This is a genomic window from Leucobacter albus (genome assembly GCF_039528015.1).
Classification (GTDB): domain Bacteria; phylum Actinomycetota; class Actinomycetes; order Actinomycetales; family Microbacteriaceae; genus Leucobacter; species Leucobacter albus.
This window is the reverse complement of sequence record NZ_BAAAKZ010000001.1, coordinates 146516-168681: the sequence shown is the minus strand read 5'-3', so window position 1 is coordinate 168681 and position 22166 is coordinate 146516. Positions and strand designations below refer to the sequence as shown.

At 68.4% G+C, this 22166-nt stretch carries 26 protein-coding genes and 1 tRNA gene; 16 read left to right on the top strand and 11 right to left on the bottom strand.

Going from position 1 to position 22166, the window contains the following annotated elements; translation table 11 throughout:
• Nucleotides 1-9: 9 nt before the first annotated feature.
• From ABD115_RS00770 to ABD115_RS00755, 4 genes are read left to right on the top strand one after another with little or no spacing between them, the layout of a single operon-like run.
• Nucleotides 10-660, top strand: coding sequence for a biotin transporter BioY (locus ABD115_RS00770; protein WP_343957189.1), 651 nt, complete (start codon nucleotides 10-12; stop codon nucleotides 658-660).
• A gap of 9 nt (nucleotides 661-669) precedes the next feature.
• Complete coding sequence (locus tag ABD115_RS00765) at nucleotides 670-1392, top strand: energy-coupling factor ABC transporter ATP-binding protein (RefSeq protein WP_343957187.1); 723 nt, start codon at nucleotides 670-672, stop codon at nucleotides 1390-1392.
• Entirely contained in the window at nucleotides 1389-2024 is a 636-nt protein-coding gene (locus ABD115_RS00760; protein ID WP_343957185.1) for an energy-coupling factor transporter transmembrane component T family protein, read from the top strand. Before ABD115_RS00765 ends, ABD115_RS00760 begins: the two co-directional genes overlap by 4 nt.
• A 25-nt stretch (nucleotides 2025-2049) precedes the next feature.
• Nucleotides 2050-2505 carry an SseB family protein gene (locus ABD115_RS00755; protein WP_343957183.1) on the top strand — a complete coding sequence of 152 codons (456 nt, stop codon included), beginning with the start codon at nucleotides 2050-2052 and terminating at the stop codon, nucleotides 2503-2505.
• A gap of 127 nt (nucleotides 2506-2632) precedes the next feature.
• Here the strand turns inward: ABD115_RS00755 and ABD115_RS00750 are convergent, their stop codons facing one another.
• Complete coding sequence (locus ABD115_RS00750) at nucleotides 2633-3208, bottom strand: HdeD family acid-resistance protein (protein ID WP_343957181.1); 576 nt, start codon at nucleotides 3206-3208, stop codon at nucleotides 2633-2635.
• A 228-nt stretch (nucleotides 3209-3436) separates the two neighbouring features.
• On the opposite strand from ABD115_RS00750, the gene ABD115_RS00745 reads away from it, so the two are divergent.
• Complete coding sequence (locus tag ABD115_RS00745) at nucleotides 3437-3889, top strand: GNAT family N-acetyltransferase (protein ID WP_343957179.1); 453 nt, start codon at nucleotides 3437-3439, stop codon at nucleotides 3887-3889.
• Between the two features lie 11 nt (nucleotides 3890-3900).
• Here ABD115_RS00745 and ABD115_RS00740 read toward each other — a convergent pair whose 3' ends face one another.
• Complete coding sequence (locus ABD115_RS00740; RefSeq protein WP_343957177.1) at nucleotides 3901-4107, bottom strand: hypothetical protein; 207 nt, start codon at nucleotides 4105-4107, stop codon at nucleotides 3901-3903.
• A 33-nt stretch (nucleotides 4108-4140) separates the two neighbouring features.
• On the opposite strand from ABD115_RS00740, the gene ABD115_RS00735 reads away from it, so the two are divergent.
• On the top strand, nucleotides 4141-4359 hold the full coding sequence (locus ABD115_RS00735; RefSeq protein ID WP_343957175.1) for an SCO4848 family membrane protein: 219 nt from the start codon (nucleotides 4141-4143) through the stop codon (nucleotides 4357-4359).
• 18 nt (nucleotides 4360-4377) lie between these two features.
• On the opposite strand, the gene ABD115_RS00730 is transcribed toward ABD115_RS00735, so the two are convergent.
• Complete coding sequence (locus ABD115_RS00730) at nucleotides 4378-4593, bottom strand: hypothetical protein (protein WP_343957173.1); 216 nt, start codon at nucleotides 4591-4593, stop codon at nucleotides 4378-4380.
• 119 nt (nucleotides 4594-4712) lie between these two features.
• On the opposite strand from ABD115_RS00730, the gene tagD reads away from it, so the two are divergent.
• The gene (gene tagD / locus ABD115_RS00725; protein WP_343957171.1) at nucleotides 4713-5111 is read left to right on the top strand and encodes a glycerol-3-phosphate cytidylyltransferase; all 399 of its coding nucleotides are present in this window, start codon (nucleotides 4713-4715) and stop codon (nucleotides 5109-5111) included.
• A 111-nt stretch (nucleotides 5112-5222) separates the two neighbouring features.
• Here the strand turns inward: tagD and ABD115_RS00720 are convergent, their stop codons facing one another.
• From ABD115_RS00720 to ABD115_RS00705, 4 genes are all read right to left on the bottom strand, one after another.
• Entirely contained in the window at nucleotides 5223-6002 is a 780-nt protein-coding gene (locus ABD115_RS00720; protein ID WP_343957169.1) for an amino acid ABC transporter ATP-binding protein, read from the bottom strand.
• Nucleotides 5999-7018: an amino acid ABC transporter permease gene (locus ABD115_RS00715; protein ID WP_343957167.1), complete on the bottom strand. Its 1020-nt coding sequence runs from the start codon at nucleotides 7016-7018 to the stop codon at nucleotides 5999-6001. Before ABD115_RS00715 ends, ABD115_RS00720 begins: the two co-directional genes overlap by 4 nt.
• A 75-nt stretch (nucleotides 7019-7093) precedes the next feature.
• On the bottom strand, nucleotides 7094-7984 hold the full coding sequence (locus ABD115_RS00710) for an ABC transporter substrate-binding protein (protein ID WP_343957165.1): 891 nt from the start codon (nucleotides 7982-7984) through the stop codon (nucleotides 7094-7096).
• A gap of 259 nt (nucleotides 7985-8243) precedes the next feature.
• Nucleotides 8244-8331 (bottom strand) — tRNA-Ser (locus ABD115_RS00705).
• Nucleotides 8332-8564: 233 nt separating this feature from the next.
• On the opposite strand from ABD115_RS00705, the gene ABD115_RS00700 reads away from it, so the two are divergent.
• Nucleotides 8565-9158, top strand: a complete 594-nt coding sequence (locus tag ABD115_RS00700) for a lipase (protein ID WP_343957163.1) — start codon at nucleotides 8565-8567, stop codon at nucleotides 9156-9158.
• Between the two features lie 115 nt (nucleotides 9159-9273).
• On the opposite strand, the gene ABD115_RS00695 is transcribed toward ABD115_RS00700, so the two are convergent.
• Both ABD115_RS00695 and ABD115_RS00690 read right to left on the bottom strand, forming a co-directional pair.
• Entirely contained in the window at nucleotides 9274-10560 is a 1287-nt protein-coding gene (locus ABD115_RS00695; protein WP_343957161.1) for a glycosyltransferase, read from the bottom strand.
• 6 nt (nucleotides 10561-10566) lie between these two features.
• On the bottom strand, nucleotides 10567-11751 hold the full coding sequence (locus ABD115_RS00690) for a glycosyltransferase (protein WP_343957159.1): 1185 nt from the start codon (nucleotides 11749-11751) through the stop codon (nucleotides 10567-10569).
• Between ABD115_RS00690 and ABD115_RS00685 the strand changes: the two genes are divergently transcribed.
• Entirely contained in the window at nucleotides 11717-12268 is a 552-nt protein-coding gene (locus ABD115_RS00685) for a helix-turn-helix domain-containing protein (RefSeq protein WP_343957157.1), read from the top strand. The two genes, ABD115_RS00690 and ABD115_RS00685, sit on opposite strands and share 35 nt — an antisense overlap.
• Here ABD115_RS00685 and ABD115_RS00680 read toward each other — a convergent pair.
• Complete coding sequence (locus ABD115_RS00680) at nucleotides 12265-12558, bottom strand: DUF4229 domain-containing protein (protein WP_343957155.1); 294 nt, start codon at nucleotides 12556-12558, stop codon at nucleotides 12265-12267. The two genes, ABD115_RS00685 and ABD115_RS00680, sit on opposite strands and share 4 nt — an antisense overlap.
• Nucleotides 12559-12630: 72 nt before the next feature.
• Here ABD115_RS00680 and ABD115_RS00675 point away from each other — a divergent pair, with 72 nt between their 5' ends.
• From ABD115_RS00675 to ABD115_RS00665, 3 genes are all read left to right on the top strand, one after another.
• Nucleotides 12631-13023: a PLDc N-terminal domain-containing protein gene (locus ABD115_RS00675; RefSeq protein ID WP_343957153.1), complete on the top strand. Its 393-nt coding sequence runs from the start codon at nucleotides 12631-12633 to the stop codon at nucleotides 13021-13023.
• The gene (menD, locus tag ABD115_RS00670; protein WP_343957151.1) at nucleotides 13023-14873 is read left to right on the top strand and encodes a 2-succinyl-5-enolpyruvyl-6-hydroxy-3-cyclohexene-1-carboxylic-acid synthase; all 1851 of its coding nucleotides are present in this window, start codon (nucleotides 13023-13025) and stop codon (nucleotides 14871-14873) included. Before ABD115_RS00675 ends, menD begins: the two co-directional genes overlap by 1 nt.
• A gap of 290 nt (nucleotides 14874-15163) precedes the next feature.
• Complete coding sequence (locus tag ABD115_RS00665) at nucleotides 15164-16096, top strand: PPK2 family polyphosphate kinase (protein ID WP_343957149.1); 933 nt, start codon at nucleotides 15164-15166, stop codon at nucleotides 16094-16096.
• A gap of 54 nt (nucleotides 16097-16150) precedes the next feature.
• Here ABD115_RS00665 and ABD115_RS00660 read toward each other — a convergent pair whose 3' ends face one another.
• The gene (locus ABD115_RS00660; protein ID WP_343957147.1) at nucleotides 16151-17467 is read right to left on the bottom strand and encodes an isochorismate synthase; all 1317 of its coding nucleotides are present in this window, start codon (nucleotides 17465-17467) and stop codon (nucleotides 16151-16153) included.
• A 61-nt stretch (nucleotides 17468-17528) separates the two neighbouring features.
• On the opposite strand from ABD115_RS00660, the gene ABD115_RS00655 reads away from it, so the two are divergent.
• The 4 genes from ABD115_RS00655 to ABD115_RS00640 all read left to right on the top strand — a co-directional run.
• Entirely contained in the window at nucleotides 17529-18551 is a 1023-nt protein-coding gene (locus ABD115_RS00655) for a class I SAM-dependent methyltransferase (protein ID WP_343957145.1), read from the top strand.
• A gap of 41 nt (nucleotides 18552-18592) precedes the next feature.
• A complete protein-coding gene (locus tag ABD115_RS00650; RefSeq protein ID WP_343957510.1) occupies nucleotides 18593-19606 on the top strand; it encodes a polyprenyl synthetase family protein in 1014 nt (337 codons plus the stop codon).
• Between the two features lie 9 nt (nucleotides 19607-19615).
• Nucleotides 19616-20992 (top strand): FAD-dependent oxidoreductase, encoded by a 1377-nt coding sequence (locus tag ABD115_RS00645; RefSeq protein ID WP_343957143.1) that lies wholly within the window; start codon nucleotides 19616-19618, stop codon nucleotides 20990-20992.
• 95 nt (nucleotides 20993-21087) lie between these two features.
• Nucleotides 21088-22166: ATP-binding protein (locus ABD115_RS00640; protein ID WP_343957508.1), on the top strand; the 1079-nt coding region annotated here is incomplete at its 3' end.

The window sequence follows — 22166 nt, the reverse complement described above, 5'->3', positions numbered from 1 at the left end:
GGAGACTTCATGACCGCCACACCATCCACGACCCCCGCTCGTAGGCGCCGCAGCACAACGACCGACCTCGCCCTCATCGCGAGCTTCGCCGCACTCATCGGCGCGTGCTCGCTCCTGCCAGCGATTCCCATCGGCGTCGTGCCCATCACGCTGCAAACGTTCGCGGTGATTCTCGCCGGCGCCGTGCTCGGGTCGACCCGCGGCGCGCTCGCCGCGCTGCTGTGGTTGGCGGTCGGGCTCATCGGGCTGCCGGTGTTCACCGGCGGCGGGGCCGGCCTCGCCCCGCTCGCGAGCCCCTCAGTCGGCTACCTCGTGTCGTTCCCCATCGCGGCATTCGTCACCGGCTTCATCGTTGAGCGGCTGCCCCGTGGGCGCATCGCCACCAGCGTTCCGCTGATCCTACTCGCGGGCGCCGCGGCTTCCATTCTCGTCGTGTACCCACTCGGCGCTCTCGGCATGGCCTGGCGCGCGGGCCTCACCCTCCCTGAGGCCTTTACGTTTGGGCTCACGTTCCTCCCCGGCGATCTGCTGAAAGATCTGCTCGCAGCGATCGTCGCGACTTCGGTGCACCGGGCATTCCCGGCGCTGCTGCCGCGGCGCGGTCGGGCCGCAGCGCGCGCAGCGCAGCGGGCCGAAGCGACCCCGGCCGCCGCGGCGTAGGATCACGGGGTGATCTCGTTCAATCAGGCAAGCGTCGTTGCGCACGACGGGGCCACTATCTTGCACCCGGTCTCGCTGCGCCTCACCGAGCAGCGGATCTCGGTGATCGGCGCGAACGGCTCGGGCAAGTCGACGCTCGCGAGACTGATCAACGGGCTTGTTGAGCCGTCTTCGGGCAGCGTCACGGTTCACACGGGCACGGGCACGGGAACAGACGCCGGCACGGGCACCGGCCTCGATACCGTCGCCGACGGCGCAGCGGTGCGCCGCGCCGTCGGGTTCGTGTTTACCGACCCGTCGGCACAGCTCATCATGCCGACCGTCATCGAAGACGTCGAGCTCTCGCTCAGGCGCGAGCACCGCGACGCCGGAGCGCGCCGCGCGGCCGCGCTCGCCGCGCTCGATCGCTTCGGCCTCGCGGGCTTCGCCGAGCGCAGCGTGCACGCGCTCTCGGGGGGCCAGCAGCAGTTGCTCGCGATCGCGACCGTCCTCGCGACTGAGCCCCGAATCCTGATCACCGACGAGCCAACGACCCTGCTCGACCTGCGAAACACCGGCATCATTGGCGATCTGCTGCTCTCGCTCCCGCAGCAGGTCGTTATCGTCACGCACAACCTCGAGCTGGCGGCGCGGGCCGACCGCACCCTCGTTGTCTCCGACGGGCGCATCGCATTCGACGGCGAACCCGCCGCCGCGGTCGCCCACTACCGCGAGCGGGTGGCGGCGCAGTGACTGCGGCAGCGCCGCTCGGCGCCTACGTCACCCACCGAGGGCCGCTCCATGCGCTGCGCCCCGGCACCAAGCTCCTCGGGCTGTTTGCGTTCTCTGCCGCCGTGCTCATCGCGCCGGGCTGGATCAGCGCGGGCGTGGCGCTGGCGATCGGCGCGACACTCGCGTTCCTCGCGGGGCTGCGCGGGCGCGACTTTTGGCGGGTCGCGCGCACCTTCGCCCTCATCGGCGTGCCGCTGTTCGTGTTTCAGACGTGGAGCGCCGGCTGGGAGCGCGGGGTCGAGGTCATCGCAGACCTTCTCGCACTCATTCTTGCGGCGAGCGCGGTCACCGCGAGCACCCGAGCGAGCGATATGCTCGACACCGTTTCGTGGGCACTCTCGCCGCTCGCACGGCTTGGCGTCGACACCGAGCGGATCGCGCTCACCTTCTCGCTCACGATCCGCATGATTCCGGCGGTGCAGGAGCTCGCGCGAGACGCCCAGCAGGCGGCTCGCGCCCGCGGCCTCGAGCGCAGCCTCCGCGCCCGCACCGTGCCTCTCGTGTTGCGCACGGTTTCGCAGGCGCAGCTCACGGGCCAAGCCCTCGCCGCGCGCGGCATCGGCGACGACGAGCCCCAGCCGCGGCGCGGCTAGCCGACAGGCAACGTAGGCTGTAGGCATGGCCAAACTGCAGGAAATTCCCGAGGGCGTTGATGAAAACTACGAGAACGCCGCCGCGCGGGAGGCGCTCGTGGCCTTCCAGGCTTCTCCCGACTACGAGCACCTCGCGCGTTTTCTGAATGCGCTGCGCGAGGGGTACCTCGTTGTCGACGTCACGGGCACCGCTGGGCAGAAGAAGGGGCCGCGCGTGCGCACGATTCGCTCAACCAAGGGGCAGCTCGTGCTGCCCCTGTTCACATCGATGGCCGAGCTGCGCGCGCTCGCGCCGACGGCCGGCGCCGCGGAGCTTAAGGGTGCGATCATGCCAGCCCACTCGGCGCTCGCGCTGATCACGGCCGACCGCTTTGTCGCTGCCGAGTTCGACAAGGCCTCGGCGGGGCTCGTGTGCCTACGCAAGTTCATCGAGCTCGTGCTGGGCGACGCAGAGATCACCGCGGAGTCGCTGCAGGCGTAACCCAACACAACGGCGACGCCCCCTCGCCTGAGGGGGCGTCGCCATGTTGGGAGCCGGGGCCGGGGCGCCGGTGCCGGAAGGGCCGGGGCGCCGGTGCCGGAAGGGCCGCGCCAGAAGCGCGCCGGGGCTACTTGCCGACGCGGAAAGCGCGCACGACCTGCACGACGCCGAGCACGACCATCGAGATGCCGAGCAGCCACCAGAGCGTCACTGCGCCCATCATCGGCGAGAGCAGCAGGGCGACGCCCGCGAGCACCGAGATGATGCCGTAGATGATGCTCCACACCTTGTTGTTCGACTTCGATGCCGTGGCAAATGCGAGCACGCCCTCGAACAGCCAGAGCACGCCGACCATGATCGAGAACATCAGCGCCGTGACGACACCGGCAAACATCAGGTTCGACATGATGATCACGCCGCCGATGACGTACAGAATGCCGAGCAGAATGTGGCCGACCCGCGACCAGCCACCGACGCCGCGCGAGAAGATTGCGGTGCCGAAGTACACGATGCCCGTGACGATTGCGTAGGCGCCGATGAGCGCGGCGATGAGCGTCAGCGTCACACCGGCCGAGGTCTTGGGCGCGAACAGAACGAAGAGGCCGAGCACGATGGCGATGAGGCCACCAACGCCGAAGAGCACACGGGCGCCGTCTGTGGCGCGCTCCTCGACAGTGCGTTCTGGGGTATCGGTTGCAGTCATGTTCGTTGCTCCTATCGGAATTTCTCTCACCCGTGCAGATGGGCGCTGTTCTCAGCATCGCACTTTATCGGCGGAATGTAATGCATTTTCTTGCCAAGTTCTTTGAAAATGCATAGTTGAAGTCGGTCACGCGCGCGCGAGCCAGATAGGGTTATCTCATATTTCCCCAGGCCGCCGGCGCCCGAATCGTGACGCGCGACAGGCCGACACGACGACAGGAGCTGCTCAATGAGCGCACTCATTTTGCGAGCCATCAACCCCGGCGACCGCGAGTCGTGGGAGGCCTGCTTTCGCGGCTATCGCGAGTTCTACAAGCAGCCCCACGACCCCGAGGTCATCGAGCGCGTGTGGGCGTGGCTCGACGACCCCAGCCACGAGACGCGGGGCATCGCGGCCGTCGAGGGCGGCAAGGTCATCGGGTTCGCCCACTTTCGCACGTTTGCGCGGCCGCTCTCGGGCCTGACGGGGCTCTACCTCGACGACCTCTTTACCTCGCCTGCGGCGCGCGGCAAGGGGGTCGCAACCGCCCTGATCGCCAGGCTCGGCGTCATCGCCGAGGTCGAGGGCGCCTCGGTCGTGCGCTGGATCACCGCAGAGTCGAACACCACGGCGCGCAGCATCTACGATCGCGTTGCAACCGCGACGCCGTGGGTGACCTACGACGCGGTACCCGCCGGCTAACGGGGCACGGGCTACGCCCCGCCCTCGCGAATGCGCTCGGTGCCGGGCGTCGGTGCGGTCTTACCGTGTGCGGTCGGGTTGCCCGCTGCGTCGACGGCAACGAACACGATCGTGTCGAGCCGGAGCACCTCTTGGCCTGTCACGGCGTTTTCGACGCGGCAGCTCAGAGTGATCGACGTGCGCCCGAAACGCTCGACCCGATACTCGAGCTCAAGCATGTCGCCCCGCTCCGCCCGCGTAGACTTGCGACCATGGTCGTCTTTGCCGGAGTGCTCTTGCTCGTGAACGCCGTCTACAACGTGTTGGTGTGGCCGCGCTTCTGGACGCGCGTCGCGAAGGATCCGCGGGCGCGTGACGAGCACGGCAGGCCGACCCGCTTCCTCACCGTGCACGCGGTGCTCATCTCCGTCGCGCTCCTCATCGGCGCGGTCTCGGCCATCGCTGGCGTGCTGCTGCTCGCGCGCGGCTAGGCGCGCGCGAGCAGCACGCTACTTGCCGGCGCCGTCGGCAGTCTCGTCGCCATCGGTAGCGTCGTCGCTACCGGAGGCGTCGGCGTCAGCGCCCTCCACTTCCTCGCGCCCCGAAGCGATATGCGTCGCCGGGCCAAGGTGCGACGCCCCGCCCTCGCCGACCCAGCCATCGCCCGGCGTCCGAGCCGGGTCCGAATCGTGATCTGGCATTGCCTTCTTCGTTTCCTCGGCCATCTCCGCACCCCTTTCAACGGTGAAACTCGTGCCATCGAGTCTACGCAGAATCACCCACCACAACCAGTGCGTTCGTTGCGCCACGAGCGGAGCCCAGCCTCGCCTAATAGGATGGCGCCATGAAGCGCATCCTCACCTACGGCACCTTCGACCTGCTCCACTGGGGGCACATTCGGCTCCTGAAGCGCGCAAAGAGCCTCGGCGATTACCTCGTCGTGGCCGCCTCGACCGAGGAGTTCAACGCCGGCAAGGGCAAGAAGACCTACCACGACTTCGAGACGCGGAAGAACATGCTCGAGGCCGTGCGCTACGTCGACCTCGTGATTCCCGAGGAGTCGTGGGATCAGAAGATCGAAGACGTGCGGAAGTACCAGATCGACACCGTCGTCATGGGCGGCGACTGGGAGGGCGACCCCAGGTTCGAGATTCTCACCCCGTACTGCGACGTCGTCTACCTCGACCGCACGGAGGGCGTCTCGACGACAAAGATCAAGCGCGACCTCGGCGTAAACTCCTAGGCGCGAGCCGCGGCTGCCCGGTTCGGGCGGCGCGCGCGAAACGGCCGGGGATCCACATCGAGCGGATCCCCGCCCGTTTCGCGTGCGCGGCCCCTGTGCGGGCGCCGGTGGCTACAGTACCTTGGAGAGGAACGCCTTCGTGCGCTCGCGCTGCGGGTTCGTGAGCACCTCGACGGGGTCGCCCGACTCGACGACCACGCCCCCGTCCATGAACACGAGCTTGTCGGCGACCTGCTTCGCGAACCCCATCTCGTGGGTGACGACGATCATCGTCATGCCGCTCTCGGCGAGGCCCTTCATCACGTCGAGCACCTCACCGACGAGCTCGGGGTCGAGCGCGCTCGTCGGCTCATCGAACAGCATGAGCTTCGGGTCCATGGCGAGGGCGCGGGCGATCGCGACGCGCTGCTGCTGGCCGCCCGAGAGGTGAGCCGGGTAGTAGTCATGGCGATCCGCAAGCCCGACGCGCGCGAGCAGCTCCATCGCGCGCGACTGCAGCGCGGTCTTCGAGCCCTTCTTCAGCAGCGTCGGCGCCATCATCACGTTCTCGAGCGCGGTCTTATGCGGGAAGAGGTTGAAGCGCTGGAACACCATGCCGATGTCGCGGCGCTGCTTGGCGGCCTCCTTCGGGTGCATCTCGTAGATCTTGTCGCCGTGCTGGCGGTACCCGACGAGCTCGCCGTCGACCCAGAGCCTGCCCGCGTTGATCGTCTCGAGGTGATTGATGCAGCGCAAGAACGTCGACTTGCCCGACCCAGAGGGGCCAACGAGGCACAGCACCTCGCCCCGCTTGACCTCGAGCGAGATCGACTTCAGCACCTCGTTCGACCCGTACGACTTCGAGATCGCCTCGGCCCTTACCATCGGCGTACCGGTGAGTGTCTCGGTCATCGCCCGCCTCCCCCTGTGCCCGAGTGCGGTGGCACGATGCTTGTGCGCCCGTCTTCCTCGGTGTAGGTCGGGTGGCCGGGCTCGGCCTCACCGACAACTGTGATGGTTTCTGTCGCGACGCTCGGCCGCTGCACGTCTGGCCGTTGCCCGATGCCCTTCGCAAAGTGCTTCTCGAGGTAGTACTGGCCGACCATGAGAATCGACGTGATCACGAGGTACCAGATCGACGCGACGATGAGCATCGGCACCGGCTGATACGTCACCGCGGCGATATCTCGCTGCCTCGTGAAGAGCTCGCCGATGAACGGCACCGCCGCGACGAGCGACGTCGTCTTCAGCATCGAGATGACCTCGTTGCCGGTCGGCGGGATGATCACGCGCATCGCCTGCGGCAGCACCACGCGGGTCATCGTGTGCCACCAGCCGAGCCCGAGCGCGGTCGCCGCCTCGTCTTGCCCCTTGTCGACCGCGAGCAGGCCAGCGCGCACGATCTCGGCCATGTAGGCGGCCTCGTTCAGCGCGAGGCCGATGATCGCGAGGGTGTAGTACGACAGCAGGTCTTTCGTCGTGAGCGTCACGACGGCGTCGGTGAAGGGGATGCCGATCGTGATGGTCTTGTAGATGACCGTCACGAGCCCCCAGAAGGTGAGCTGCACATACACCGGCGTGCCGCGGAAGAGCCACAGGTAGACCCAAGACACCGCCTTCACGACGGGGTTGGGCGACTGCCGCATCACCGCGAGCAGCACGCCGAGCACGATCGCGATGATCATGGAATAGACGGTCAGCTGCAGCGTGTACCCGATCGCACCGATGATGCGGGTGTCGAAGAGATACTTGCCGACCTCTGGCCAGGCGAACACCGGGCGGTTGAAGGCGGCGTCGTAAACAAATAGCGCGGCGAGCACGACGAGCACGACGGCAAGCACGAAGCGCCAGGGGTGCTTGCGGCGAATCGCCTGAATCGCCTCTGGTTCGGCGTGTTGGTCGTCAACTCCGCCTGTCGGGTGGGACATAACTGCCCTTCCTCGTTATAGGGGTGGAAGGAGGGGTGGCCGGAGCGCGGCCACCCCTCCCCCGCATCGAACCTGTTAGTTCTCGCCGGCGTTGATCGTCGCCTCGGTGAGCGCGCCCGACTCGATGCCGGCGCCCTTGAGAATCTCGAGGTAGGTGCCGTCGTCGATCAACGACTGCAGCGCCGCCTGCACTGCCTTCGTGACGTCGCTGCCCTTCTCTGTGGCAAAGCCGTAGGGCGCGGCGTCGAAGACCTCGCCGACCGACTCGAGCTGACCACCGGTCTTCGCGACGGCGTCGCCCGAGACGGGCAGGTCTGCCGAGAAAGCGTCGGCCATGCCGTTGATCACGGCGTTCGTCACCTCGGGCTGGCCGTCGAACGGCATGATCTCGATACCGGGCTTGCCCGCGTCCTTGCACTCCTGGTCGCGGCGCGGCAGCTCGTCGGTGTGCTGCACGGTCGTGGCCTGCACCGCGATCGTGAGCCCGCATGCGTCGTCGGGGTTCACGTCGGAGCCCGCCGGCGCCACCCAGAGGCTGCCCGCGTTCAAGAAGTTCACGAAGTCAACCGACTTCTGGCGCTCGACGGTGTCGGTGAACGACGAGGAGCCGAGGTTGACGACCCCCTCCTGAATACGGGGGATGATGGCGTCAAACCCGAGGATCTCCCACTCGGGGGTGAGCCCGAGCTTCGCGGCGACGGCGTTGGCAAGATCTACGCCCCAGCCGATCGGCTCGCCCTTGTCGTTCTTGTACTCGTTCGGCGGGTACTCGGCGTCGGTGCCGATCACGAGCGTGCCGGCGTCGCGCAGCTCGGCGGGCAGCAGCGCAACCGCCGCCTCGTCGGGCTTGATCGACGACGACTCGGGGGCATCCCCACCGCTTTCTTCGGCTGCGTTGTTCGTGCAACCGGTGAGCACGAGTGCCGCCGCCGCGGCGAGAGCTGGAAGTGCGTAGCGAATCTTCATCGATTCCTCCTTGTGTGAGGTGGGGTATTCGTTCGTTGAAACCTCGAAGCTGAGTGTAGCGAGTTACGCCGCTTCGGATACAGCCAGAGTATCTATGCCGCTCCATAGGAGGTCTGGATCGGGGCACTTTGTTGTCGAACTGTGTCAAGCCTTGCGAGTTGCGCCAAGTCTGTTGGCTTGCCACGCCGTTGGCGCTGTGGGCACCCGCACACGCCGGCAGAAACACGAAAGCCCCTCACGGCCGTGAGGGGCTTTCCAGTGGCGGAGGATGGGGGATTTGAACCCCCGAGGGCGTGAACCCAACACGCGTTCCAGGCGTGCGCCATAGGCCGCTAGGCGAATCCTCCTTGCTGACCGGCGAACCGAACCAACGCAAACCAGTCTAGCGTGTTCCAGAGCGCGCTCGCGCCACGCGACAGAAACCCGGCGAACCTGGGAAAACGCACCTCAGCTTGAATGTAACGGAACAGTAACGCATACTGGAAAGGTTGCAGGCCCACCGGCCATGCAATCATCAACGTTTTGGAGTCTCTGAGTGCCATCACCCGCCAAACCCTTTGTGGTCACGCTCGTAGCAACTGTGACCTTCGCACTGGGAGCAGCGCCAGCAGGCGCAATCGAGACTGAAGTTTTTACGGCCGCAGCGGCCGCACCAACCGTCTCCCTGACCACCCAAGCACTGAGCACCGAGGCGGGCACCGCCCCCCTCGCGCCGATTAGCTCTGTGCTCGCCGAAGCCGAAAGCACAAGCGCAAGCGCCGCCCACGGTTTTGACGTCGACGCTGCGATCGCCGCAGCCACCGCCGAAATTGGCACGAGCCGCGCGACCGGCTGGGGAGCTCCCGGCGAGTGCATCGTCTCTGCTCAGCGGTGGATCCGCGCGGGCGGAGGCGCCTGGAGCGGCGGCGGCGACCCCGTGTCGAACTACGCAGGCGCCGTGCGCCTGGCCCCAAGCGAGGCTCAGCCCGGTGACGTGATTCAGTACGAGCACCTGCAGTTCCCGACCTCGTGGGTCTCGGGCGTGCACACCGTGCTCGTGACCGGCGTGAACGACGACGGCACCTACAAGATCATCGAGTCGAACAACCCGACCGGCTCGGGCTACGTGCAGGCAGACGACTCGTGGGTGCCCGCACCGCCGACCGGCTTCCAGGCCGTCGCCTGGCGCTTCTAAGCGGCGACCCCGGCAACAACGCGTGGCTCGACAGAGCCATCGCGATGCCCCAGCCTGCGACGCTGAAGAACGGCCGTTCGGCGCGTGGGAGCACGAGCCGCGGATCCGCCACGAATCAGCTCGCGAGCACCCGCTCGTACAGCGCGATCATCGCGGCCGTCTGAGTCGACTGCAGCAGCCGCTCCCCCGCCGCCGCGCCCACGCGCAGCTCGCCCGCCTGCCCGCTGAGCTCTTCAACAGCGTCGCGGAGCACGGCGGCGAGCGCAGAGACGCTCGCGTCGGCCGCGAGCCACGACGGCGTCACCGCCAGATCGCCCGCAATATTCGGGTCGCAGAACACCGTCGGTGTGCCGAGCGCAGCCGCCTCGTATGGCGTGAGGCCCTGGGTTTCGAAGCCGATCGACGTCTGCACGAGCGCATCGGCGTCGCGCATCGCCGCGAGCGCCTGTTCGTAGGGCACCGGCCCCGCGACGCGCACCCGGTCGCCGAGGCCCAGCTCCGCAATCCGCCGCTCCACCTTGCCGAGCAGCAGCCCGGCCCCGTGCAGCGTCACGTCGGCGTTCGCGGCAGCCTGCCCGAGGGCGTCAATAAACTCGAGCACGCGCTTCTCGCCGCTCATGCGCCCGAGCCACACGAGCCGCGGCCGGTCGCGCTCGGTGCGCGGAGCGGAGCGCACCGTCGCGATGAGCTCGTCATCGACACCGCCCCTCGTCACCGCGACCTCGTCAGCAACGCCGTGACGCTCGAGCTCTGCGGCGAAGTGCCCCGACGGCGCGGTCACAAGCGCCGCGCCAGCGGTGAGCTCGGAGAGATAGCGCCAGGCCCCGCCGCCGAGCCGCCGCCCACCCGACGCAGGCCGCGCCGCCGCTGCCCGCGCCGCCGCTGCCCGCGCCGCCGCGGGCGCTCGGCCAACGGCCAGGCGCCGCCACACCCTCAGCCCCGCGAACGCCAGGGGAGCGAGCCGCGTGACCGCCCGCGTGCCCTCCTCAACGTTGTTGTGCATCGTGAACACCACCGGTAGCCGGTGCCGCTTCGCTGCCCGCAGCCCGATCATCGCGCCCCAGAAATCACCCTGAATGTGCACGAGATCGACCGGGGGAGCTCCCGCGGCACGGCGCGCGGCGAGCGCTTCGTCAAGCGCCCTGTCGGTGCGCCTCCCCGGCCAGCTGATGCCGTACTCGCGGTCGGTGGTGATGGGGCGCGATGGGAGGTCGATGTACGCCCCGGCGCCCTGCGCGCCCGGGCCAGCGGCACCCGGGTCGTAGCCCGCGCGATCCAGCGCGGGGGCCGCTATCGACACCGTGTGCCCCGCGCGCTCGAGGAAGCGTCGCTGCAACCGCAGCGCGACCTGCACCCCACCGAGCGACTCGGGGTGCTGATCGGTGACGATGAGAATGTGCATCGCGCGCTAGGCGACCGGAATGCCCCGGTATAGGGATTCGAAGGTGTCGAGCGTACGGTCGATATCGTGCGACTGCACCGCGGCGAGCGACGCCTGCTGCATACGCTCGTACTCCGCCGGGTCGGCGGTCAGCACCTTCGTCAGCGCGTCGGCGAGCTCGCGGTCGTTGCCCGCCTGGAACAGGTAGCCGTTCTCGCCGTGGTGCACGAGGTGGGGTAGCGCCATCGCATCGGCCGCGACGATCGGCAGGCCAGAGGCCATCGCCTCCATCGTGGCGATCGACTGGAGCTCGGCAATAGACGCGATTGCGAACACCGTCGCGTCGGTGAGGTGGCCGCGCAGCACCTCGTCACTCACCCGCCCGGTGAAGTGCACGCGCCCCGTAAGCCCGAGCTCTGCGACGAGCTTCTCGAGCTGCTTGCGCTGGTCGCCGTCGCCGACGATCGTGAAGCTCGCGTCGAGCGATGGGTCGAGCCGCGCGAGCGCCCGGATGATGACATCGATCTCTTTTTCGAGCGTCACGCGGCCAACGAACACGATCTTGTGACGCTCGCGCGGCCCGACAATCGCAGTGTAGTCGCTCGCGCGCAGCCCGCAGCTCACCGGCAGCACGCCGCGGCGGTAGGTGTTGCGCTCGAGAAAGTCTGCTGCGCGTCGCGTCGGGGTCGTGATCGCCGCGGCGCGGCGCAGCACCCGATCGGCGTCGCGCCAGCCCCAGCGCACAAAGATGCGCTTCGCACGCTCGGGCAGCAGCGTGAAATCGAAGACGTTCTCGGGCATCACGTGGTTCGTTGCGACGACGCGAATGCCGCGCCTAGCGCCCTCGTGGGCCAGCGCGCGACCGATCACAATGTGCGATTGGATGTGGATCACGTCTGGCTTCACCTGGTCAAGGATCTGTCGCGCATAGTGCCGTGCCCGCCAGGGCAGCACGAACCGCAGCCAGTCGTGCGGGTACCACCGCCAGCTCGCGATGCGGTGCACGACCATCTGCTCGCCCTCGATCGTCTCGCGGAACGCGCCGACCGTTCGGTGTTTCTTTGACGGCGCGGCAACGTGCACCTCGTGGCCACGGCGCACCAGGCCGGCCGCAAGTCGCTCGGCGAAGCGCGCGGCTCCGTTCACGTCTGGCGCGAAGGTGTCGCAGCCGAGCAGAATGCGAATCGGGGCGCTGTCTGAGGGGGTGGTCACGATGTGCTGTCGTCCTTACACACATAGGGGGCGGCGAACACCGTCAAGTGTATGCGGCGGTCGCCGTGATCTTCCGGTGCATCGCCGCCAGCTCGCGGGCACCGGTGAAGTGCCCGCGAACAATCAGGTACTTTTCTACCTACCAACTTTGCACCCTCTGATTTTGGGTCTGGCATTTCCTGTCGAAACCCGAGACCCTTGTATGGTGCCACCGTTCCACTCACACGCAGCCCAAATAATTGGCGAACGTATTCGTAATGCCCGGCTCGCCCTGGGAATTTCGATGGACGACCTGAGCCACCTCTCGGAGCTCAGCCAAACGAGCATCGGCAAGATCGAGCGCGGCGCTCAGAGCCCGTCGGCCGAAACGCTCGTGCGCATCGCGACGGTGCTCGATGTCGACGCTGGCTCCCTCATTAGCGGCCTCTCGTCTGCCGACTACGGGCAGCGTTCGCGCCAGTACACGGCGCGCGACTTTCTGCGAGAGCAGCGCGCCAAGAAGACGGGGGCGAGCTAGCGCCCGTCGGTTTCGCTGTCGAGCACGGCGTCCTCAGCAACGTCATCAGCCGTGCGATCGCGATTGCGCCAGGCGTAGATGCTCTCCGACGCCTCCTCGCGCGGCTTCGACAGCAGCAGAATCGACAGCGAGACACCAATCAGTGCTGCGAGCACAGCGGCGGTGATGCCGGCGAGCATCATGGTGAACCCGAGAGCCAGGGCGAGCGCGTACAGCGCCGCGAAGGGCACCACGAAAAAGAGCAGGCGCAGCACAATGTACGTGGTCCAGGCTTTGCGTTGTTCACTCACAGCGGCGAGTCTACCCTCGCAGACTGAACGCTCCCCCTCCTCGCCCGGAGGCTTGCCGGGTAACATGAGGCCATGGTCAGGTTTATCATTATCGGCGCCGTCATTGCCGTGGCGTTCACCCTGTACTCGCTGGTTGACGCGGCGATGACCGACCACTCGCGCGCCAGGGGCGTGAGCAAGCCCGTATGGATTGTGATTATCGTGCTGCTCCCCGTCGTCGGCGCGGTGCTCTGGTTAATGATCGGCAAGGGCAGCCCAACGAGCGGCCCGGGAGCGAAGCAGCACCTCGCCCCCGACGACGACCCGCGGTTCACCGGCCGACAGCTCTCAGACAGCGAGCGCGAATCGCTGCGCGATCTCGAGGAGCGCCTGAAGGAGCTCGACAATGAGACATTCCCCGGCGAAGAGCCCGGGGAGCCGCGCCCGGGCGAGGAGCGCGACCGGGGCCAGGACAAGACCCGCTAATGCCGGGGCCGGCTCCCGCATCGATCTTTGCAGTTGAGCTGCTCGCCGGGCTGATCCGCCGCGGTGTCGCCGATGTTGTGGTGTGCCCGGGGTCGCGCTCCCAGGCCCTCGCGCTCGCGGCGGCCGCGGCCGAAACGGCCGGCGCTATCCGCCTGCACGTGCGGGTCGACGAGCGATCCGCCGCGTTCTTCGCGCTCGGCCTCGCGCGCGAGACCGGCCTTCCCGCCCCCGTCATCGTGACGAGCGGAACCGCGGTCGCGAACCTCGCGCCGGCCGCGTTCGAGGCTCACGAGGGCCGGGTGCCGTTCATCGCGCTCACGGCCGATCGGCCTGCCCGGCTCCGCGGCACCCGCAGCAATCAGACCACCACCCAGTTCGACGCGTTCGGCCAGGCAGCGAGGCTGTCGCTCGACGTCGCACCGCCCGCGTTCGGCGAGCACGGCGAGATCGCCGGCGAGGTGGCCGGGCCAGGCGGGGGCGCGCAGACCCCCGACAGGGTCGCCGCGCGCGCGTTCAGCGCCGCGCTCGGCTTCCCCGGCGACAAGCCGGCTGGCCCGGTGCAGCTCAACCTGCAGTTCGTCGAACCGCTGTCTGGCACGGCGGGCTTTGACGACATGATCGCGGCGGGCTTCGCCGCGGCCGCCGAAGAGGGGCTCGAGGCCCGCACCCAGCGCGCCCAGAATGCCGCGCTGGCGCCGGGGGCCGCCTCGCGCAGCGACGGCGAGCGCTTCGAGACCAACTTCCCCGACCCGACGGGCGCGGGCGGCTACGTGCACGACGGCGACGCGCTCGCGGTCGTGATCGCGGGGGCGGGCGCCGGCGACGCCGCCGAGGAGTTCTCGCGGGCGGCGGGGCTGCCGCTCCTCGCCGAGGCGGTGAGCGGCGCGCGCTTCGGCCGCGAGGCCATCAGCTGCTACGCGACCCTCATCGACGACCCGGCAATCGGCGGTCTCATCGAGCGCGCCATCGTATTCGGGCACCCAACACTCACCCGCCAGGTACCCGCGATGCTCAAGCGGGGCGACGTCGATGTGATCGTGGTGGATCCGCACGCTGGCGACCACTACGCCCCCGCACCGGGCGCACGCATCGTTGCGACGGCCGCCGTCGCCGACGGGCACGACCCGCGCGCGCACCGGCGCTGGCTCGGGGCGTGGGTCGCCGCCGACCGCGAGCTACAGCGACTGCGCACCACCGTGCACGAGCCAGACCTCGAGGCGGCGCGTGAGACCGGCTACAAGGAGCGCAACGCCTACGCGCGCGCAGAGGTGGCGGTGAAGCGCGAGCCCGTGTCGCGTGAGCTGCTCGTCGAGAGCACCTGGCGCGCGACGTGGCCGCACGACCGGCTCGTCGTCGCAGCCTCGCGACTCGTGCGCGTGCTCGACGGGCTCGCGCCCGCTCGCAAGCTGCAGGTGCACGCCAACCGGGGGCTCGCCGGCATCGACGGAACCATCGCGACCGCGCTTGGAGTGGCCGCCGCGAGCCAGGCAGATGCCGACCCGAGGCGCGCAGCCGGCACGACTCGCGTGCTCATCGGAGACCTCGCGCTGCTGCACGACGCTGGGTCCCTGCTCTTGCCTGAGGCTCCCGAGGCGCGGCCGCGCGTGCAGGTGATCGTCGGCAACGACGGCGGCGGCACGATCTTTGACGGGCTCGAGGTGGCAGCGACAACGCCGGCGGCGGCGTTCGAGCGCGTCATGCGCACCCCGCGGCGCGCAGACCTCGCGGCGCTCGCGGCGGCCTACGGGTGGGAGTACCGGCTCGTCGCGGAGCGCGGCGAGCTCGAGCGGCTGTTCACCGCTCCCGTGACCGGGCCGATGCTCGTCGAGGTGCCGCTCGACGCCAACTGAGCTCGCGGTCGGCGCTCGCTGGCGGGCCACTGGCCCCGGGCCCCGGGCCGCTAGCCCCGGGCCCCACGCCCCTGGCCCCTGGCCCCACGCCCCGGGCCCCACGAGCCCTGCACTTGTCTCCGAGATCAGATAGTAGCTGCTGGCAATAGGCGCACCACCTCGGAGGCAAGTGAAGGGCTGGCGCGGGCAACACACAGCCCCGCTCGGGCGCAGCCGGCGCACAAGCACCTAGAGTTGCCATACTGCAACGGTTGCCAAGCAGGCAGCGTGTGAGCAACCCAGGGGGCACTATGACACAGCAGTTCTGGAACGGTGATGTAGATGAGCTGCTGCGCGTCGGCACCCGCACCGAAGGCGGCACACGCACACGCACAGGCACAGGCACAGGCACAGGCACAGGCAACGGCTTCGACCTCGCCGCGATCGACCCGGCCTCGACGCCGGGCACCACCGCGAACAAGAAGGCCGGCCAGGCTGAGCTCGCGGCCTCGGCCCAGGAGCTGCGTGAGCTGCAAGAGCGCCTCTTTGCCCAGAGCCGCGCCGGCGCGCCAGACCGGGTGCTCGTCGTGCTCCAGGCGATGGATGCTGCGGGCAAGGGCGGCATCGTCAACCACGTCTTCGCGCAGCTCGAGCCCCACGGCCTGCAGCTCACCGCGTTCAAGTCTCCAACCGAAGAGGAGCGGGCACACGACTTCCTCTGGCGCGTTGCTCCCCGCGTGCCAGGCCCGGGCGTGATCGGGCTGTTCGACCGCTCGCACTACGAAGACGTGCTCATTCAGCGGGTGCGCGAGTTCGCGCCGCCAGAGGAGATCGAGCGCAGGTACGGTGCGATCGTCGAGTTCGAGCGCGGGCTCGCCGAGAGCGGCACGCGCATCGTGAAGATCATGCTGCACGTCTCGCCCGAGGAGCAGGCCGAACGACTGGGCGACAGGCTGGCCGACCCGGCCAAGCACTGGAAGTACAACCCGGGAGACGTCGACGAGCGGCAGAAGTGGCCCGAGTACATGGCCGCGTTCCAGCTCGCGATCGAGCGCACGAACGCGCCGCACGCGCCCTGGTTTGTCGTGCCGGCGAACTCCAAGTGGTACGCCCGGGTCGCGGTGCAGCGCATCGTGATCGCGGCGCTGCGGGGCATCGACCCGCAGTGGCCCTCGGCCGAGTTCGACGTCGCGGCTGAGCAGGCCAGGCTCGCCGCGACCGCAGGGCTGCGCTGGCCAGGCTGACCGGAGGCACCCGGGCGAGACCGAACGCGCTCGACCGCCGACCGACCTGTCGGGCTAGCCCCCGAAGGCCTCCGTGATCGGTCGAAACTTCGAAACGGTCTCGCCGAGCTCGTGCTGCGGGTCTGACCCCTCGACGATGCCGCCACCAGCCGTGGCGACGAGCGCGCGTGCCCCGTCTGGGCCCGCCTCGCCCAACTGCGCGCACCGCAGCGCGATGACCCATTCGCCGTCTCCGGCTGCGTCGATCCACCCGACCGCGCCCGAATAGCGGCCGCGGTCGAACGGCTCGAGCTCCGCGATCATCGCGACCGCGTCGGCCGTTGGCGTGCCCGCGACCGCAGCGGTCGGGTGCAGCGCGTCGACGAGCTCGAGCGCGGTCGACTCGGCGCCGAGGGCGGCCCCGAGATCGGTGGCGAGATGCCACACGTTTGGCAGTTGCAGTGCGAACGGGGCGTCGCTCGTGCGCAGCTCGGTGACGTGGGGGGCGAGCGCCGTGACGACGCTCTGCACGGCAAAATCGTGCTCGTGCTGCTCCTTCGCCGAGCGCAGCAGCTCGTCGCGGGCCGCCCGGTCGCGCGCGGCGTCTTCCTGGTGCCTACCGCGGGTGCCCGCGAGCACCCGCGCCGAAACCGCGCCGCTCGTCGAGCGCACGAGCGTCTCGGGGCTCGCGCCGATCAGCCCGTCGACCGCGAATGTCCAGCAGTCGAGGTAGCGCTCGCTCAGGCGTGCGAGCGGCACGCGCAGGTCGGATCCGCGGCTCACGCTGCCCGCGATCTGGCGCGACAGCACCACCTTTTCGAGCTCGCCGGCGACGACCCTCGCGGTTGCGTCGGCGACGCCGGCGAGATAGGCGTCGACGGTGCTGCCAGCGGGGCGCAGCTCCACCCCGGCCCAGCTCGCTGCGTCGACCGCCCGCTCGGTCGGCAGCAGCTCTGCCGGGTCGGCCCCGCGCTCGAGCTCGGAGGTTTCGCCGGCGAGGGTGACCTCGGTGACCCAGGCAGTTCCGCGGTGGCGATGAATAAGCAGTCGAGGAACTATGAGCACACTCACAGCCGCGCTCTCGTCGGCAAACGCGAAGGTGCCGAAGGCGACGAGCCCTGAGCCCGGCATGGCGACCGGGTCATCGACGGCGGCCAGCGCGGCGATCTCGCGCCACCTGGCAGAGGCAGCACGAAACCTATCGGGCCCCGTGAAACTCAGCCGTAGCAACTCCCCGATACCGACGCAGCCGCGGTCGCCGCGGTTCCAAAACAGCGGCGCGTGCTCGTCGGCAAACGCGAGCAGATTTGGCAATTTGCCGAGTGGCCGCGTCACCGCGCGGAGTGTTGGTACGTCGCCCGCAGGGCTTACGGTCGCATCGGTCTTCACCATGCCAATCTACTCGTCGACGACTGCAAGCACCCACAGAGGCACAACCGGCTACGATGGAACGGTGACTCGACCAGACACCACGACCAAGCATGCGACGGACGTTTCTGCCATGTTCGATGAGGTTTCCCCGAAGTACGACCTCCTCAACGATGTGCTGTCGGTCGGAAATTCGCGCCTCTGGCGCCTCGCCACCACCCGGGCGATCGCGCCCCGCAAGGGCATGCGGATTCTCGACATCGCCGCGGGCACCGGCACCTCGTCGGCCGCCCTCGCCGCGCACGGCGCCCACGTCACCGCCGCAGACTTCTCCGAGGGCATGCTTGCCGAGGGCCGCAGGCGGCATGCCGGCAACGACCTCATCGACTTCGTCTGGGCCGATGCGACGCAGCTGCCGTTCGAAGACGACAGCTTCGACGCGGCGACGATCTCGTACGGGCTTCGCAACGTGTCGGAGCCAAAGCGCGCGCTCGCCGAGATGGCCCGGGTCGTTAAGCCGGGCGGTCGCGTCGTCGTCGCAGAGTTCTCGCGCCCGACGTCTGACGCAGTGAACTGGGCCTACACGAAATACAACAGGCACGTGCTCCCGCGCGTCGCCGGCGTCATCAATCGCGACGCCGCCGAGGCCTACAAGTACCTCAACGAGTCGATCGAGAGCTGGCCAGCACAGGCAGAGCTCGCGGCGTGGCTCCGCGAGGCCGGGCTCGAGCGCGTCGCCTACCGCAACCTGACGCTCGGCATCGTCGCGCTGCACCGCGGCTTCGTGCCGCGCGCAAAGCCGCAGCCGGTCGCGGAGGCAGCGCGCCCCGCTGACGAGACGAAGCCGGCCACGAAGAAACCCGCCGCCAAGAAACCCGCCGCAGCGAAGAAACCGGCGGCACAGAAGCCGGCCACGGAGTCGAAGCCCGCAGCCGCAAAGAAGCCAACAGCGAAAAAGCCCGCCGCAGCGAAAAAGCCAGCCGCCGCAAAGAAGCCAGCAGCGTCGGCCGACACCGCAGCCAAGTCAGCGGAGCAGCAGAAGCAGCCCAAGCAACAGCCCAAGGGCGCCACCCCCAAAACCGAGACGAACGAACGAGGCACCGAGTGATCCGCCAGAACACGGCTGACACCACGACGCAGGCGCTCCCGATGCGCCTCTTCCGCAGCGCTGAAGATCGCCGTCAGGCGAAGGAGCTGCAGCGCGAGCTCGACCTCATCGAGGCGACGCTGCTCGAGAACCTTGGCTTTGCCTCTGCGGTCGCAGACGCTCCGGCTCGCTATCTGGCCGAGGCGGGAGGCAAGCGGATCCGCCCGATGCTGACGGTGCTCACCAGCCAGCTCGGCGACGGCCCGAGCGAGCTCGTTCGTCGCGCCGCCGTCGCAGTCGAGATGACCCACCTCGCGTCGCTGTACCACGACGACGTCATGGACGACGCGAGCCTGCGCCGCGGGGTGCCAGCCTCGCAGGTCGTGTGGTCGAACTCCGTGGCGATCTTGGCCGGAGACCTGCTGTTTGCGCGCGCTTCGTCGCTTGTTTCTGGCATGGGCGAAGACGCGATCTTGCTGCAGGCGCAGACCTTTGAGCGGCTCTGCCTAGGCCAGCTGCACGAAACCGTCGGGCCGCAGCCAGAAGACGAGCCGATCGCGCACTATATTCAGGTGCTCGCGGATAAGACCGGCGCCCTCATCTCTACCGCCGCGCGCATGGGTGTGATGTTCGGCGGCGGCTCAGCCGAGCACGCGAACGCCGTCACCGAGTACGGCGAGCGCATCGGCGTCGCCTTCCAGCTCATCGACGACGTCATCGACCTGTCTCCCAAGAAGGAGCGAACCGGCAAGCGCGCGGGCACCGACCTGCGCGCTGGTGTCGCGACGCTCCCCCTGCTCCTCCTTCGAAACCGCGCCGCAGGCGGCGATTCCGAGGCACAAGCACTGCTCACCCGCATCGACGCTGGTGTGCAGGCTATCGCCGACGGAGCCGACCTGTCGGTCATGGATCCTGAGGTCGACGCGCTGTACACCCACGAGGTGACGCGTGAGACCGAGGCCACCGCCCAGCGCTGGGCCGACGAGGCCGTAGCAGCACTCGACGTGCTGCCGAAGTCGCCGGTGAAGCGCGCGCTTGAGCGCATGGCGGAGTCCATTGTTTCGAGGGAAGGGTAGTTCCGAGGTATGAGCAAGATGCGCTTGGCGATCGTTGGGGCCGGCCCCGCCGGTATTTACGCCGCAGACCTGCTGCTGAAGGCAGAACGCGATTTCGAGGTCGAGATCGATCTGTTCGAGCAACTGCCAGCCCCCTACGGGCTCGTGCGCTACGGCGTCTCCCCCGATCACCCGCGCATCAAGGGCATCATTAATGCGCTGCGCGACGTGCTCGACAGCGGCCAGATTCGCTTCTTCGGCAACGTTCGCTACGGCCAAGATCTCACCCTCGCAGACCTCAAGCGGCACTACAACGCGGTGATCTTCTCGACCGGCGCGATCCGCGACGCCATGCTCGACGTGCCGGGCATCGACGCCGAGGGCTCGTACGGCGCCGCCGACTTCGTGAGCTGGTTCGATGGCCACCCCGACGTGCCGCGCACCTGGCCGCTCGAGGCTGCGTCCGTTGGAGTTATCGGAAACGGCAACGTCGCGCTAGATATTTCGCGCATGCTCATCAAGCACGCCGACGACCTACTCGTCACCGAGATTCCCGAGAATGTCTACCAGGGGCTCAAGGCGAACCCGATTGAGGAGCTGCATCTCTTTGGCCGCCGCGGCCCAAAGTACGTGAAGTTCACGCCGCTTGAGCTGCGCGAGCTCGGCGAGGTGCGCGACGTCGACATGGTTGTCGACGAGCGCGACTTTGCCCACGCAGACCCCTACGCCGACGAGGTGCTCGCGAAGAACAAGCAGGTCACCGTCATGACCCGAATCATGGACAAGTGGCGTGACGAGCAGCGCGCCCGCGAGGCAGGCGAGGTCGAGCCGTCGTCGCGCCGCCTGCACATGCACTTCTGGTCGAAGCCCGTCGAGGTGGTCGTTGAGAACGGCCGCGTCGCGGGCCTGAAGATCGAGCGCACGGCGCCCGATGGCGAGGGTGGCGTCGTCGACACCGGCGAGTTCGAGGTCGTTCCGATGCAGTCGCTGTACCGCGCAATCGGCTACTACGGCTCGCCGCTCGACGAGATCCCGTTCGACGAGTCTCGCGGCGTGATTCCGAACGAGCAGGGCCGCGTGCTCGACCTCGAGGGCAACCGGGTTCCGGGCGTGTACGCGACCGGCTGGATCAAGCGCGGCCCCGTCGGCCTCATCGGCCACACGAAGTCTGATGCGATGGAGACGCTCGAGTGCCTCATGGCTGACGCCGACACCTGGTGGCAGCCAGAACATGCCGACGCCGACATCATTCCTGAGCTACTCTCGGATCGCGGGATACCGTATACGAACCTGGATGGCTGGCATCGCCTCGACGAGCACGAGCTGTCACTTGGTGAAACTGCGGGCCGCACGCGCATTAAGGTAGTTTCGCGGGACGAAATGACCCGCATTTCGCGTGGAGACTGACACTTAACTTCTACACACAACACTGACCGGGGGTGCGCGCACAACGCGCGCCTCCGACCGGGCAGCCTACCGCCCATGGGAGGGACTCAAAGACGATGTTCAAAAAAATTCTGGTCGCAAACCGTGGCGAGATCGCGATTCGCGCTTTTCGAGCGGCGAATGAGCTGGGCGCGCGAACAGTCGCTGTCTACCCATACGAAGATCGCAACTCCCTGCACCGCCTGAAGGCCGACGAGGCCTACCTCATCGGCACCGAGGGCGGCCCCGTGCGGGCGTACCTCGACATCGCCGAGATCGTGCGGGTCGCTCAGGAGTGCGGCGCCGACGCGATCTACCCCGGCTACGGCTTCCTCTCCGAGAACCCCGAGCTCGCTGCCGCGGCCGAGGCCGTCGGAATCACGTTCATCGGGCCGGGGCGGCTCGCCCTCGAAATGGCCGGGAACAAGGTCGCGGCCAAGGAGCACGCGATCGCTGCCGGTGTACCGGTGCTCCGATCCACTCCCCCGTCACAAGACATCGACGCGCTCATGGCGGGCGCCGAGGAGATCGGCTTCCCGGTCTTCGCGAAGGCCGTCGCGGGCGGTGGCGGGCGCGGCATGCGCCGCGTCGAGCGCGCCGAGGATCTGCGCGAGGCGCTCGAGGCAGCGATGCGCGAGGCCGAGAGCGCGTTCGGCGACGCGACGATGTTCATCGAGCAGGCCGTGCTGCGCCCCCGCCACATCGAGGTGCAGGTGCTCGCCGATGGCACCGGCGAGGCCGTGCACCTGTTCGAGCGTGACTGCTCGGTGCAGCGCCGCCACCAGAAGGTCGTCGAGATCGCGCCGGCACCGAACCTCACGCAGGAGCAGCGCGACGCGATGACCCGCGACGCGCTCGCCTTCGCGAAGTCGATCGGCTACGCCAACGCCGGCACCGTCGAGTTTCTGCTCGACACCGAGGGCGCCCGCGCCGGCGAGCACGTGTTCATCGAGATGAACCCGCGCATTCAGGTCGAGCACACGGTCACCGAGGAGGTCACCGATGTCGATCTCGTGCAGTCGCAGATGCGCATCGCAGCCGGCGAGACCCTCGCAGACCTCGGGCTCACGCAAGACAAGATTAAGCTGCACGGCGCGGCCCTCCAGTGCCGCATCACCACCGAAGACCCCGCGAACGGCTTCCGCCCCGACCTCGG